The 11610-nt window shown below is 70.8% G+C and carries 17 protein-coding genes; 8 read left to right on the top strand and 9 right to left on the bottom strand.

Annotated elements, in window-relative coordinates; genetic code table 11:
* The first annotated feature begins 26 nt into the window (after positions 1-26).
* The 4 genes from LG632_RS27240 to LG632_RS27255 all read left to right on the top strand — a co-directional run bounded on the left by LG632_RS27240 (position 27) and on the right by LG632_RS27255 (position 1791).
* Positions 27-317 (top strand): CBS domain-containing protein, encoded by a 291-nt coding sequence (locus LG632_RS27240; RefSeq protein WP_226730210.1) that lies wholly within the window; start codon positions 27-29, stop codon positions 315-317.
* 100 nt (positions 318-417) lie between these two features.
* On the top strand, positions 418-729 hold the full coding sequence (locus tag LG632_RS27245; RefSeq protein WP_226730211.1) for an SCO5918 family protein: 312 nt from the start codon (positions 418-420) through the stop codon (positions 727-729).
* A gap of 225 nt (positions 730-954) precedes the next feature.
* Positions 955-1293 (top strand): MerR family transcriptional regulator, encoded by a 339-nt coding sequence (locus LG632_RS27250; protein WP_226730212.1) that lies wholly within the window; start codon positions 955-957, stop codon positions 1291-1293.
* 126 nt (positions 1294-1419) lie between these two features.
* Positions 1420-1791, top strand: a complete 372-nt coding sequence (locus LG632_RS27255; RefSeq protein WP_226730213.1) for a hypothetical protein — start codon at positions 1420-1422, stop codon at positions 1789-1791.
* 44 nt (positions 1792-1835) lie between these two features.
* Here the strand turns inward: LG632_RS27255 and LG632_RS27260 are convergent, their stop codons facing one another.
* Together LG632_RS27260 and LG632_RS27265 are read right to left on the bottom strand one after the other, a co-directional pair.
* Entirely contained in the window at positions 1836-2342 is a 507-nt protein-coding gene (locus LG632_RS27260) for a DinB family protein (RefSeq protein ID WP_226730214.1), read from the bottom strand.
* A gap of 41 nt (positions 2343-2383) precedes the next feature.
* Positions 2384-2728, bottom strand: a complete 345-nt coding sequence (locus tag LG632_RS27265) for a VOC family protein (RefSeq protein WP_226730215.1) — start codon at positions 2726-2728, stop codon at positions 2384-2386.
* A 135-nt stretch (positions 2729-2863) separates the two neighbouring features.
* Here LG632_RS27265 and LG632_RS27270 point away from each other — a divergent pair, with 135 nt between their 5' ends.
* The 3 genes from LG632_RS27270 to LG632_RS27280 all read left to right on the top strand — a co-directional run bounded on the left by LG632_RS27270 (position 2864) and on the right by LG632_RS27280 (position 4830).
* A complete protein-coding gene (locus tag LG632_RS27270; RefSeq protein ID WP_226730216.1) occupies positions 2864-3334 on the top strand; it encodes a hypothetical protein in 471 nt (156 codons plus the stop codon).
* A gap of 235 nt (positions 3335-3569) precedes the next feature.
* Complete coding sequence (locus LG632_RS27275) at positions 3570-3809, top strand: DUF397 domain-containing protein (RefSeq protein ID WP_226730217.1); 240 nt, start codon at positions 3570-3572, stop codon at positions 3807-3809.
* Between the two features lie 139 nt (positions 3810-3948).
* Positions 3949-4830, top strand: coding sequence for a helix-turn-helix domain-containing protein (locus LG632_RS27280; protein ID WP_226730218.1), 882 nt, complete (start codon positions 3949-3951; stop codon positions 4828-4830).
* A 44-nt stretch (positions 4831-4874) separates the two neighbouring features.
* Here LG632_RS27280 and LG632_RS27285 read toward each other — a convergent pair whose 3' ends face one another.
* The 5 genes from LG632_RS27285 to LG632_RS27305 all read right to left on the bottom strand — a co-directional run bounded on the left by LG632_RS27285 (position 4875) and on the right by LG632_RS27305 (position 8181).
* Positions 4875-5699, bottom strand: a complete 825-nt coding sequence (locus LG632_RS27285; RefSeq protein WP_226730219.1) for an SAM-dependent methyltransferase — start codon at positions 5697-5699, stop codon at positions 4875-4877.
* Positions 5700-5897: 198 nt separating this feature from the next.
* Positions 5898-6236, bottom strand: coding sequence for a hypothetical protein (locus LG632_RS27290; RefSeq protein ID WP_226730220.1), 339 nt, complete (start codon positions 6234-6236; stop codon positions 5898-5900).
* A 304-nt stretch (positions 6237-6540) separates the two neighbouring features.
* The gene (locus LG632_RS27295; protein WP_226730221.1) at positions 6541-6831 is read right to left on the bottom strand and encodes a hypothetical protein; all 291 of its coding nucleotides are present in this window, start codon (positions 6829-6831) and stop codon (positions 6541-6543) included.
* A gap of 534 nt (positions 6832-7365) precedes the next feature.
* Positions 7366-7563: an antitoxin gene (locus tag LG632_RS27300; protein WP_226730222.1), complete on the bottom strand. Its 198-nt coding sequence runs from the start codon at positions 7561-7563 to the stop codon at positions 7366-7368.
* Positions 7564-7665: 102 nt separating this feature from the next.
* Positions 7666-8181 (bottom strand): DUF4396 domain-containing protein, encoded by a 516-nt coding sequence (locus LG632_RS27305; RefSeq protein ID WP_226730223.1) that lies wholly within the window; start codon positions 8179-8181, stop codon positions 7666-7668.
* A 142-nt stretch (positions 8182-8323) separates the two neighbouring features.
* Between LG632_RS27305 and LG632_RS27310 the strand changes: the two genes are divergently transcribed.
* Entirely contained in the window at positions 8324-9235 is a 912-nt protein-coding gene (locus tag LG632_RS27310) for a sigma-70 family RNA polymerase sigma factor (protein WP_264202325.1), read from the top strand.
* An 82-nt stretch (positions 9236-9317) separates the two neighbouring features.
* On the opposite strand, the gene LG632_RS27315 is transcribed toward LG632_RS27310, so the two are convergent.
* Together LG632_RS27315 and LG632_RS27320 are read right to left on the bottom strand one after the other, a co-directional pair.
* Complete coding sequence (locus tag LG632_RS27315; protein ID WP_226730224.1) at positions 9318-9959, bottom strand: NAD(P)-dependent oxidoreductase; 642 nt, start codon at positions 9957-9959, stop codon at positions 9318-9320.
* A gap of 90 nt (positions 9960-10049) precedes the next feature.
* Positions 10050-11610, bottom strand: a 1561-nt coding sequence (locus tag LG632_RS27320) for a PP2C family protein-serine/threonine phosphatase (protein ID WP_264202326.1), incomplete at its 5' end; no start/stop codon positions are given.

Consider the following 11610-nt stretch of genomic DNA (forward strand, 5'->3'; position numbering starts at 1 on the left):
CGACCCATCTCCTCAGGAGGCACGTTGTGACACCGGTCCAGACGCAGCCGCAGCCCCGTTCGGCCCACGCCACCCCCGCCACGCCCGCCGCCCCCCTGGACCGGGGAGGGCTCCGGATCGGCGACCACATGACCGTCGAGGTGGCCCTGGCCGTCATGGCAGGCGCCCGCGCCGGGCGCCTGCTCGTCTGCGACGACGACGGCGTGTGCACCGCACTGGTCACCCCGGCCCAGCTCACGGCCGTGCGCGACAGCCCCTCGTACACGGACCACCTCCGGCTGCGCGACCTCCCCGGCAGCGGCGCCGTCCCCGCCTGAAGCCCCGCACCGCAGTGGTCCGGCTCCTCCCCTCTCCTCCCTGCTCCTCTCCCGGCCCCCTCGCCCCGCCCCCTCCCCGCTCCTCTCCCTGTGAGGCATCGTGCGCTGTGTCATCGCCCGCTTCCCCTTCGACCTCACCAAGGACGGCGTCCTGGAATCCCTGAAGGGCGTCAAGCCCGAGGAGATCACCGGCGAGTCCGTGATCATCGGCCGCCGCGCCTACCCCGCCAAGCAGGTGGGCCAGGTCGTCACCGGGCAGGACCGCCGCGACTTCACCACCGGTGAAGTCCTCCGGGCCATGACCAAGCTCGGTTTCACCTGCCGCGGCCTGCCCCGGCCCCCCGCACCGCTCCACCCCTCCGACCCGTTCCGGCGCGCTTCCGTCCTGCTCGGCGCCCCCGCGACCGCCTGACCCCGGCCGCCCACACGGCCGACACCGTCGGAGTACTCCCCCGCGTCCCGTCCTCGCCCCGCCGGCCGTCCGGCGGGGCGAAGTGCTGCCGGGGCGGGGGCTTCGGGGCGGGTGACACAGGAGGCGGGCGCGGTGGCGGCGCCGGCAGATGGTGTAGTAGTTCCTTCGGGGCCCTGGTGCCGTACGGCGCCAGGGCCCCTCGACGCGTTCCGCAGAGAGGCGCACATGACAGCAGACGACTCGTACGACCGTCTCGACGACGACTACCCCGCCTACACGATGGGCCGCGCCGCCGAAATGATCGGCACCACCCCGAGCTTCCTCCGCGCCATCGGAGAGGCCCGCCTGATCACCCCGCTGCGCTCCGAGGGCGGCCACCGCCGCTACTCCCGCTACCAGCTGCGCATCGCCGCCCGCGCCCGGGAACTCGTCGACCAGGGAACCCCCATCGAGGCCGCCTGCCGCATCATCGTCCTGGAGGACCAGCTCGAAGAGGCCCAGCGCATCAACGCCGAGTACCGCCGCGCGGCGACCCGGCAGTCCGATCAGGACGCCACCGACTGAAGCGGTTCCCCGCACTTCACCTGACAGGGATCACCATGCTCGACTTCCACGAGTTGGCGCCGGACGGCGAGGGCAACGGGGAGGACGTCGGGAGCATCGGCGGCATCGTGGACGCACTACCTCCGGGTGGCCAACCGGCACGGCAGCGCGGTCGGCTTCCCGCTCCACTGGATCGACGAGCGCCTGGACACGGTCGCCTCGGTCGCGTTGCCCGCGGGGCACGAGATCCGGCCCCGCGGCGTCTTCCACGACGACGAGCACGGCGGGTTCGTCCGGTACCTGGACTGCCTGCACCGGCGCCGCAGTTGGCGGGGCGAGGAGACCGAGCCGCCGATGGACGAGCACACGCTGCTCCGGCGACCGGGCGACGGCGGGGTCGCGTACGACGACGGCCAGTTCGACCACTTCGAGGTCACCTTCAGGAAGGTCGACCGCGCCAGCGACGCCTACGACGCGGACCACTACCGGTACTACGAGAGCGTCCCCAGGTACGTCTAGGACCTCCGCGTATCCGCCGGATGTCCGGCGGATCTCTGCCCGACCTAGCCGCCGGTCGTGCCGTCGAGCATCTCGCGCAGGATGTCCAGGTGGCCGTTGTGGCGGGCGGTCTCCTCGGTGAGGTGGAGGAGGATCCAGCGCAGGTCGACGTGGAGGCCGTTGCGGATGGTCCCCTTGGCCCGCTCGGCCAGGTCGTGCCCGGCGACCAGTTCCCGGTAGCGGGCGCTCTGTTCGGCGTACTCGTCGAGCAACTGCGGGAGCGGGAACTCGACGGCGATGCGCATCTCGCGGTCCGGGTCCTCGTCCGTCATGGGGGCCCGGTCCTCCTCGCCGAGGAAGACCACTTGGAACCAGTAGTACTCGACCCAGCGGAGATGGTTGATCACCCCGCTCATGGTCATCAGCGGTGAGCCCGGCAGGAGCGCCTTGCGGGCATTCTCCGCGGAGACGCCGTCGCACTTGGCGCGGGCGGTGTCCCGTGCGTAGTCGAGGAACGTGGTGAGCTGGGTGCGCTCGTCCCACGCGGGCGGTGTGTCGTCGATTCTCGTCATCGCGCGAAGCGTCCCCGACCCCGCGAGCGCTGTCGAGGCATTTACGACGGGCCGACGTACTCGAAGACGCCGCCGTGCGGGTGCCGCAGCACCGCGCGACGGCCGTTCGGGGTGGGCTGCACGGGCATCACGACCTCGGCGCCTGCCGCCGTCGCCGCCTCGACCGCGGCGTCGAGGTCGGCGGCCACGAGGGTCGCCGCCACGCCGGCGACACGCTGCACCGCCTCGTCCGACCCGGCGAACAGCAGGAACGGCCCGACGCCGGCCAGGTCGACCCCGGCGAACGCGAAGCGCGACGCGGTGCTGCCGGTCAACTTCTCGTAGAACGGCACAGCCGCGTCCAGATCCTCGACACGCTGCCGCACGACCACCGATTCAATAGCCATGGCCGACATCATCACATCCTCACCGGCGTACGGGCGAGGCGCCCTGTCCGCAGCAACGGGCAGCCGTGCCAGCGGAGTTCGCTTCCCTACGGTCCCCGCTCCGGCGTCACGGCCGGAGGAACTAGGTTGCCCGTCGTGATCACTCAAATCGTGACGCTCGTCGGCGTCGTCATCGGTGCTCTGACCTCGTTCCTGGCGGCGACCGCGGCCGAGCGCGCCCGGCACCGGCGGGCGCTGGCCACGCGGTGGGACGAGCGCAAGTTGGAGACGTACATCGAGTACGCGTCGTGCGTGAAGGAGATATCCGGCACCGCCAAGCGGGCGCGGCAGGCGGGTGAGGGAACGGAGGAGCGGCAGACGCACCTGGCCGCGATGGAAGCGGCGGAGCTGCGCCGGTCGGTGCTGTTCGAGACGTTGGTGCTGCTGGCCTCGCCGGCGGCGGTCGAGGCCGCGCACGCGGTCAACCTCGTGCTGTGGGAGCAGGAGATCGCCACGCGGCGGAACGAGGACACCACCGCGGACGCGACGCTGGTGGACCTGATGAACGCCTACCACGAGCAGGCCCGGCTCGATCTGGGCATCCCGCGCGGCGCGTTGCCGGGCTGAGGAGCCGATGACGGCGACTTCGAGCTCGCCGCAGTGCATCGCCGTGCTCGCACTGAAAGCGAGACCGGTCAAAAGCAAAATGCTTTTATCTTTAAAATGCGAACAGCTACACCCTTTCGGGGGCATGCCCGCTCAACGATGTTCCACCTATCCTTGCACGAGCGGTGCGTGTGATTCCCATATGGGAATCACGGGCACCGCATTTCGGGAACACGAGCAAGATGTGGAGGCGTGGATGGCTGTCGCGAATGGTGTCCGGGCGAGCGAGATCCCGGGTGCGGTCTGGGTAAAGGCACAGGCCTCCGTGGGGGCCGGCGAGTGCGTCGAGGTGGCGGGCCTCCCGGAAGGGGAGGTCGCCATCCGCAACTCGCGACACCCGGAGGGCCCGGCCCTGATTTTCACCAAGGCGGAGATGCGCGCGTTCCTGGAGGGCGCAAAGGGCTACGAGTTCGACCGCTTCGCCGACTTAGCGTAGACACCTAGCGCCACGCTCTGGCCATAGGTTGTGGCGGCAGGCATTCACCGTGCATTCTGGGTTCAATTCGTGTGCTTTTTGAATCCTCGGAGTGTGGATGCCTGCCGCCCGTAAGGCCTGGCCCGGGTTGTGTGCCCCCGTGGTCCGGATACAGACCCCTGACGAGCAACGTCCCGCCAGCCGACTGCTGGGCGACGAACTGCGGTTCCACCGGGAACGCCTCGGGTACACCCTGGCGGACGCCGCGCAGAGGATCCGAGCCTCCACATCGAAGATCAGCCGGCTGGAGCGCGGTGAGAGCCCCGCGAAGCCCCGCGACGTCTACGAGCTCGCGGAGTTCTACGGCCTGTCCCGTGAACAGCGCAGTCAGCTCGACCAGTTGCTCGCACAGACCGGCAACGCCGACACCTACGCGCGCTTCGCCGACGTCACCCCGAACTACCTGAGGCGCCTGATCCGTCTCGAGGGGCATGCGCAGAAGATCTCCGTGTTCGAACCGCGCGTGGTGCCCGGGCTGCTGCAGACCGAGGCGTACGCCGACGCGATCGTACGGCTCACCGAGGCCCACCTCTCGGACAGCGCCATCAAACGGATCGTCGAGCTGCGCATGCAACGCCAGTTGCTGCTCACCCAGGGTGGACCGCTCCTGGACGCATTGATCAGCGAGGACGTCCTGCGACGGCTCTTCGGTGACCCGTGCGTGATGGTGGACCAGATGGAGTACCTCCTGCACGCGACGCAGAGCAAGGGGATCAACGTCCGCGTCGTGCGGGCAGCCGCCATGGTGTCCCCGTATCCGATCTACCACCTGACGTTCGCCGACGTCGACAGCCAAGAACTGGCCTACGTGGAACACCTGGACGGTGCTCACTACGTCACGCAGAAGCAGCAACTCGACAAGTACCGCCGACTACTGGTCCACGCACGGGCCAATGCACTGGGCCGCGAGGACAGCATCCGCGTTCTGACCGAGCTCCGAAACCATTGGGAGAAGCAGGGCGACGGGGGCAGGTCGGCCTGAGCCGCCCGGCACGACGAGCCCCCGTCGGCTTCACCGTGGCGGGCTCACACCGGGACGCGGCCGACTCCGCCCCATTCCACCCAGTCGTTCGGTCGGAGGTGGAGGGGCGGGGGCATCGAGTCCGGCTTCCAGTCGATCACGTCCATCAGGCCTTCCGGCTCGATCTCCAACGGATCGAAGAAGCGGCGCACTTCGTGCTTCTCCCGCACACGCCCCCAATGGCCCTGGGTGACGTCTTCCATGAGCTGCGTGACGCCCTGTCGCACTGCAGGGTCGTCGCTCACGAGTTGGCAGACGACCATGTAGCTGCCCGGCGCCAGTTGCCCTGCGACTCTCTTGATCAGGGCCGCGGGGTCGTCCTCGTCGTCGGTGTCGGGCAGGCAGTGCAGCACCGAGACGAACAACGCGGCGATGGGCTGCTCCCAGTCCAGAAAGCCCTCCGTGGCGTGCCGGATGTCTTCGGTCCGGCGCATGTCGTAGCCGAGAACCATGGTGTTCTCGTTGTCGTCCAAGGAGGTGCGGGCATGAGCGAGGACCATGGGATCGTTGTCCACATAGACGACCTTGGCACCCGGACGCACGCGCTGAGCCACTTCATGCACGTTGTCCTGTGTGGGTAGTCCGGATCCGTGGTCGAGGAACTGACTGATCCCCTTCTCTGCCGCCAGGTCGCGTACCACCCGTCTGAGAAAATCCCGGTTCGTTCGCGCCAACTGTTGCGTACTTGGCGCGATCTTCAAAAGCTCGCTGCACGCCTGGCGGTCGACTTCGTAGTTTTCCGTTCCCCCGAGCAGCCAGTCGTACATACGTGCGGCACTTGCCTGGCTGGTGTCGATAAAGCGAGTTTCTGCTGTCTCCCCAAGGCTCATACGCGCGCTCCCGTAAGCCCGGATCCCGGGCGGGGTCTCGTGGATGTAGGGAAACATCGTAGGAGCGCGGATAGTGGCAGGCTAGTCGCTCTAAAGGACGTTGTCGGGGCGGATACGCGCCACGGCCGGCGCGGGCGGTGACCGGCGCACCCGTACGGTGACGGTGTGCGCCGATGCCCCAGGCCGTCAGCGCCGTGGTCAGCTCTCGAACAGGGCGTCCAGATCCCGTTCGGCGCCGCGCAGCAGCGCCCGTGCGGCGTGGTCCGTCAGTCCCATGAGACTGGCCGCGTGATCCACGGACATGCTGAGGTGATGATGCAGCACCATGATGTCCGCCTGGTCGTCACGCAGGACGGCGTGCAGCTTCCCGCCGCGACCCGTACGCCCCGCGATCCGGCGGCCGGTCTCCGCTCTGAGGTCCCGCCACACCGCGGCCGCCGGGCACTCGCTGCCCAGCACCGCGGTCCATCGGCCTCGCAGGGAATCCAGTACGGCTTCCACGCAGCGCAGGGCCGACAGGGGGTCTTCGACGCGCACGTGCGCGTAGCGCAGGTACGCCGTCAGGTTCGCTTCGCAGAATGCGGCAAACTCCAGCCGGAATCTCGGGGGCGGCCTCAGCCCTCCGTGGGCGATCGCCGCCCACGTCCCTTGAGCCGGTCTGGATGCCTGCTGGCGAACACCGTCGCGCCGACGCTGTCGGCAGCATCTGCAGCGTGGTTCCAGTGATGGCGCGGCCATCACGCGCTCCCCTTCCACCCGGGCGGGGCGTGTCCGCCCCGCACGTCAAGGCCAGCAGTCGAAGGCGGGTGGGCGCCGTCGGACGCCCACCCGGATGAGGCCTTCAGCCCCGGCGGAAGCGGACGACGCGGATGAAGCTGCCGCGGGACAGCCTCACGAGCGCCCACAGGCCGGGCGGCACCAGGGGCCAGAGCCCGGGCTCCTGCATGAGCCCCGGGTAGACCCGCAGGAGGAAGAACCCGACGAGGACCAGCACGACGACGATCACCAAGCTGGCGCACAGGCGGACATCGACCAGCGCTGCGCTTCGGGTTTCACCTCCTTGCCGGCCAGGGATAATCCCCAGAGGAACAACCGGGGCCCCATACGCCTTGCGGATGTCTCCGAAGGTCATCAAAACCTCCTCTTAGGTAGGCGATGGCCGTTGCGTGGCCCCGGGTGGCACCCCGGGGCCACGTTCATTGCGGCCGCCATCGCCCGGCCGCATCTCGTGTGGAAACCATAGCGGCAGATCGCAATCGCCCAATCCAACTTTCGGGGACTTCCCGGCATGCAAGTCCCCTTTTATGCAAGCCCGTTGAAATTGAACAGCTCAGGCGGTTCGCTGTCCGCGCATGCACGTGCACATGGGAAAATCGCAAAGATGCGAGAGCGAATCCAGCGCCGGCAATCCGCACGGCAGGCCGCGAAGTGCCTTTACTCGGCAAAGAGGTTGATCGGTACGGGGAATCTCCTGGGAAGCCTCCCGAGTGACACGCCACTCAATTCGCCTGTCCGTTCGCCTGTCGACGCCATGCTCGCCCGCCGGATCTCAGGTGGGCGGGGGCGCAGCGCCGGGGCGCCGCGGTCGGCTCGTCCGGCCGAGGAGTGGGCGAGGCCCCAGGTCCTGGGACCTGGGGCCTCGCCGTGAGCGGTCGGACGGGAGTGGTCAGGCCTGGGGCGGCGGGGGGTCCTGAGGGCGGTTGTGGCCCAGTTGGTCCTTCAGCCTCTCCTGCGCCATGTCGACCTGGCTCTGGTACTTGTTCTGCGTCTTGTCGTCCACGAAGTCGCCGGCCCTGTCGATCCCCTGGCCGGCCTTGTCCTCGTGGCCCTTGAGCATCTGCTTGAGCTTGTCCATCACAGACATCGCGGCCCTCCTAGCCGTGGCCCCCTGTCCGGTCCAGGATCGCGCCCCTGCGGCCGGAGCGCATCCGCAGACCCCGCCGGGCGGGCCGGGGAGGCGGACCGGTCAGTGGTAGGCGTGGACGACGGCGTGGCCCTTGCCGCGGGCGATCATCCACTTGTTGACCGGGGTCGTGACCAGGAAGGCGACCACGAAGCCGCCCAGCAGGGCGGTCCAGAACAGCGCCTGGTCCAGATGGGCGTCCATGGCGCCCGGGACCAGGGCGATGATGCCGTTGTCGACCAGTTCCATCACCGCGATCGAGACGGTGTCCGCCGCCAGCGCGACCTTGATCGCCGACTTCAGGTCCAGGCCGCCGCGGCGGACCGCCAGCAGCGTGAGCGCGTAGCCGAAGACGAAGGCCAGGACGACGGCCAGGACCATGGTCGGCACGTTTCCCCAGGCCAGGGCCGTGCCGATGACCATGCCGAGGATCTCGCCGATGGCGCAGCCGGTCAGGCAGTGGAGGGTGGCCTTCGCCGCGGCGGACCAGGTCACCGCCCCGCCGCCGTGGCCGCCGTGCCCGTGGTCGCCGTGGTGGGCGTTCGTGTTCGTGTGGTGCGCGTGTGCCGAGTGGTCCATGACGTCTCCCCGTTCCCGTGCGTCCAGAGTGCCCCCGTTCCCGGGCTCACGACAGTGAACGGTATACCCCCGGGGGGTATTCCGCCAAGGGTTGCGGGCCCCCGCCACCCCGCGATGATCAAGAACGGCTATCGTCCTGCCCATGAGCGACGGCATCGGCGATCAGGACGCGCTGGCACGGCAGTTCGAGGAGCACCGGCCGCACCTGCGGGCGGTGGCCTACCGGATGCTCGGCTCGCTCAGCGAGGCCGAGGACGCCGTGCAGGAGGCGTGGCTGCGGCTGAGCCGGTCCGACGCGGACGCCGTACGGAACCTGGGAGGCTGGCTGACCACCGTGGTCGGCCGGGTGTGCCTGGACATGCTGCGCTCGCGCGGCGCGCGGCGCGAGGAGGCCCTCCACGACCAGGAGGGGCGGGTCCGGGTGCCCGACCCGGTCCTGAGCGGCCCGGACGGCATCGACCCGGAGCAGGAGATCCTGCTGACCGACTCCGTCGGCATCGCGCTGATGGTGGTGCTGGACACCCTCTCGCCCGCCGAACGCCTGGCGTTCGTCCTGCACGACATGTTCGCCGTGCCCTTCGACGAGATCTCCGAGGTCCTGGACCGTACGCCGGCCGGTACGCGGCAGCTCGCCAGCCGGGCACGCCGCCGCGTGCAGGACGCGACCCCGGCCGCCGACACCGATCCGGCCCGCCGCCGGGAGATCGTGGACGCGTTCCTGGCCGCGGCGCGCGGCGGGGACTTCGAGGCCCTGGTGGCGCTGCTCGACCCGGAGATCGTGGCGCGTTCGGACGGCGGCGCCCTGCGGCCGAGCCTGCTGCGCCGCGGCGCGGCCGAGGTCGCCTCGCAGGCGATCACGTTCGCCCGGTTCGCCGAGGCGGCCCACCCGGTGCTGGTCAACGGCAGCCCGGGCGCGCTGGAGCTGGCGGCGGACGGGACGCCGATGACGGTCTTGGCGTTCACGGTGCGGGGCGGGCTGATCACCGCCCTGGACATCCTCGTGGACCCCGAGCGGCTGGCCGCCCTCGACCTGGGCGGCGTACTCGGCCGGTGAGGACCCCGGGCGAACCGGGCCGGAACGGACCGGAGCCGGGGTCCGGGTCCTGCCCGGCCCCCGGCCCCCGGCCGACGTATCGTCAGTAGGCCACCGTGATGCGGGCCTTGGACGTGGCGCCCTGCTCCAGTTCGTCCACGAAGGCCACCGCGTAGTCCTCGGCGCTGATCCGGCTGTTGCCGTCGGCGTCGGACAGCAGCCAGTCGCCACCGAGGCGGAAGGTGCCGGTCCGCTCGCCCGGGGCGATCTCGGCGGCCGGGGAGACGTAGACCCAGTCGAGGTCGTCCACCGTCCGCAGGGAGGTGAGGACGGCGTCGTGGGTCAGCGCCTCGTTCTTGTACACCTCGGGGAAGCCGGGGGTGTGGACGAGCTTGGTGTCCTCGGCGACCAGCAGGCTGCCGGCGCCGCCCACCACGGCCAGCCGCTCCACTCCGGCCGCCCGGACGCCCTTGAGCAGGGCCTCGTAGAGCGCGGTGAAGGGCTCCAGCGGGTTCGAGCCGTCGCGCGGCGGGGAGACCGCCGAGACGACCGCGTCGTGCCCGGCGGCGAGCTCGGCCACGGCCTGCGCGTCGGCGGCGTCGCCGGCCACGCCCGTGGCTCCCGTCGCAGCCTCGGGGACCCGGCCGGAGCGGGACACCGCCGTCACCTCGTGGCCGCGGGACAGCGCCTCGGCGGCGATGCGGGTGCCGATCATGCCGGTGGCGCCGAACAGGACGATCTTCATGGGAGGCCCTTTCAGAGGGGGGCGAGCGGGGGGGCGGGATCACCGCCGCACCCAGCTTCGCACTTCCCTTTTGAAAGCACAACCTTTTAGTTAGTGCTGTTGACGTGCATCGACTCCGCCCTCACCGGCCTGCGGCACGCGCACCACCACCAGGCTCGTGTCGTCGTCCGTGTCGCCCGTCACCGTCGACACCAGGGCGTCCGCCTGCGCTTCGGGGTCCGCCGTCACCAGCGCCTCGGCCGTCGCCCGCAGCACGGCGAGGGACTCGTCCAGGCCCACGTGCCGGCGCTCCACGAAACCGTCGGTGTACAGCAGCAGCGTGTCGCCGGGGGCGAGGGTCACCGAGGACTCCGCGTAGGTGCTGCCGGACACGGCGCCCAGCAGGATGTTCTGCGGCCCCTGGAGGAACCGGGCCCGCCCGTCGCGGATCAGCAGCAGCGGCAGATGACCCGCGCTCGCCCAGCAGAGCCGGTGCTCGACCGGGTCGTACTCCGCCACCACACCGGTCGCCGTCGGGTGGTCGGGGGTGGCGAGGGCGACCTCGTTGAGCCAGGTCATCAGCGAGCCGGGGTCCGCGCCGGTGATGGCGAGACCGCGCAGCGCGTGCCGCAGGCCGACCATGGCGCTGGCGGCCTCGATGCCGTGGCCGGCCACGTCGCCGACGGCGAGCACGACGCGCCCGTCGCCCAGCTGCAGCACGTCGTACCAGTCGCCGCCGACCCGGTGGTCCGCCACGGCGGGCCGGTAGCGCACGGCGACCTGCAGGCCCGCGGCTTGCCGGACCGAGGGCGAGATCGCCTGCTGGAGCCGCAGCACCAGGTGCTCGCGGACCAGGGCGTCGGTCCGCGCGGCCGAGAGCCGGTCGGCGCTGGCCGACAGGGCGAGCTCGGCGTGGTGCTGCGCGGACACGTCCTGGTAGACGCCGACGAGGCCGGTCAGCGCGTCCCCGGCCAGCAGCGGCTCGGCCGCGATGCGCACGTGCCGCACGCCGCCGTCGCCGCGCACCACCCGCACCAGCGCCCATCCGCCCGTGTGGCGGTCCACCAGGCCGGACAGCAGGTCGTGGAGCAGCTCGACGTCGTCGGCGTGCAGCCGGGAACCCACCCGGGCCAGCGGGACGGCCGGGGTACCGCGCTCCATGCCGAAGAGCGTGTACGCCTCGTCGCTCCACACCACGGCGCCCGTCAGGAGGTCCTCGCGGAAGAACGCCACCCGCTCCAGCTGCCCGAGGGCCCGCGCGAGCACGTCCTCGTCCTCCGCCCGCGCGGCCCACATGAGCACCGCCCGCCCGCGGCCCAGCGGCAGCACCCGTACGTCCTCCAGGTCGGCCACCCGCCCCAGGAACTGCGCCCCGACCCGCTCGCGGGCCGGGGCCAGCGCGCTCCAGGCCCAGGGCAGGACCTCGGCCGCCGGGCGGCCCACCGGGGCCGGGATCCCCTGGTCGAGCTCGGTGCGGGCGGCCGGGTTGGCGTACTCGACCCGGCCGTCCTCGTCGACCAGGACGGCCGGGCGGTCGACCAGGTCCAGCAGGGAGGCCTCCAGGCCGCCGTGGCGCGGCCGCGGGGCCGGGTCGGCGTACTGGAGCAGCACTCCGCACGGTTCGCACAGCAGCTCCGCGGTGCGCCGGACCCGGGCGTCGACCGTGACGCCG

The organism is Streptomyces antimicrobicus (assembly GCF_020532625.1).
Taxonomy (GTDB): domain Bacteria; phylum Actinomycetota; class Actinomycetes; order Streptomycetales; family Streptomycetaceae; genus Streptomyces; species Streptomyces antimicrobicus.

What these genes read in the sequence shown, in the direction of transcription:
- LG632_RS27295 (WP_226730221.1), bottom strand. Translation starts at nt 6,831, where the DNA reads ATGACCTTCGGAGACATCCGCAAGGCGTATGGGGCCCCGGTTGTTCCT.
- LG632_RS27265 (WP_226730215.1), bottom strand. Translation starts at nt 2,728, where the DNA reads ATGGCTATTGAATCGGTGGTCGTGCGGCAGCGTGTCGAGGATCTGGAC.
- LG632_RS27315 (WP_226730224.1), bottom strand. Translation starts at nt 9,959, where the DNA reads ATGAAGATCGTCCTGTTCGGCGCCACCGGCATGATCGGCACCCGCATC.
- LG632_RS27285 (WP_226730219.1), bottom strand. Translation starts at nt 5,699, where the DNA reads ATGAGCCTTGGGGAGACAGCAGAAACTCGCTTTATCGACACCAGCCAG.
- LG632_RS27305 (WP_226730223.1), bottom strand. Translation starts at nt 8,181, where the DNA reads ATGGACCACTCGGCACACGCGCACCACACGAACACGAACGCCCACCAC.
- LG632_RS27275 (WP_226730217.1), top strand. Translation starts at nt 3,570, where the DNA reads ATGGCTGTCGCGAATGGTGTCCGGGCGAGCGAGATCCCGGGTGCGGTC.
- LG632_RS27250 (WP_226730212.1), top strand. Translation starts at nt 955, where the DNA reads ATGACAGCAGACGACTCGTACGACCGTCTCGACGACGACTACCCCGCC.
- LG632_RS27260 (WP_226730214.1), bottom strand. Translation starts at nt 2,342, where the DNA reads ATGACGAGAATCGACGACACACCGCCCGCGTGGGACGAGCGCACCCAG.
- LG632_RS27300 (WP_226730222.1), bottom strand. Translation starts at nt 7,563, where the DNA reads ATGTCTGTGATGGACAAGCTCAAGCAGATGCTCAAGGGCCACGAGGAC.
- LG632_RS27310 (WP_264202325.1), top strand. Translation starts at nt 8,324, where the DNA reads ATGAGCGACGGCATCGGCGATCAGGACGCGCTGGCACGGCAGTTCGAG.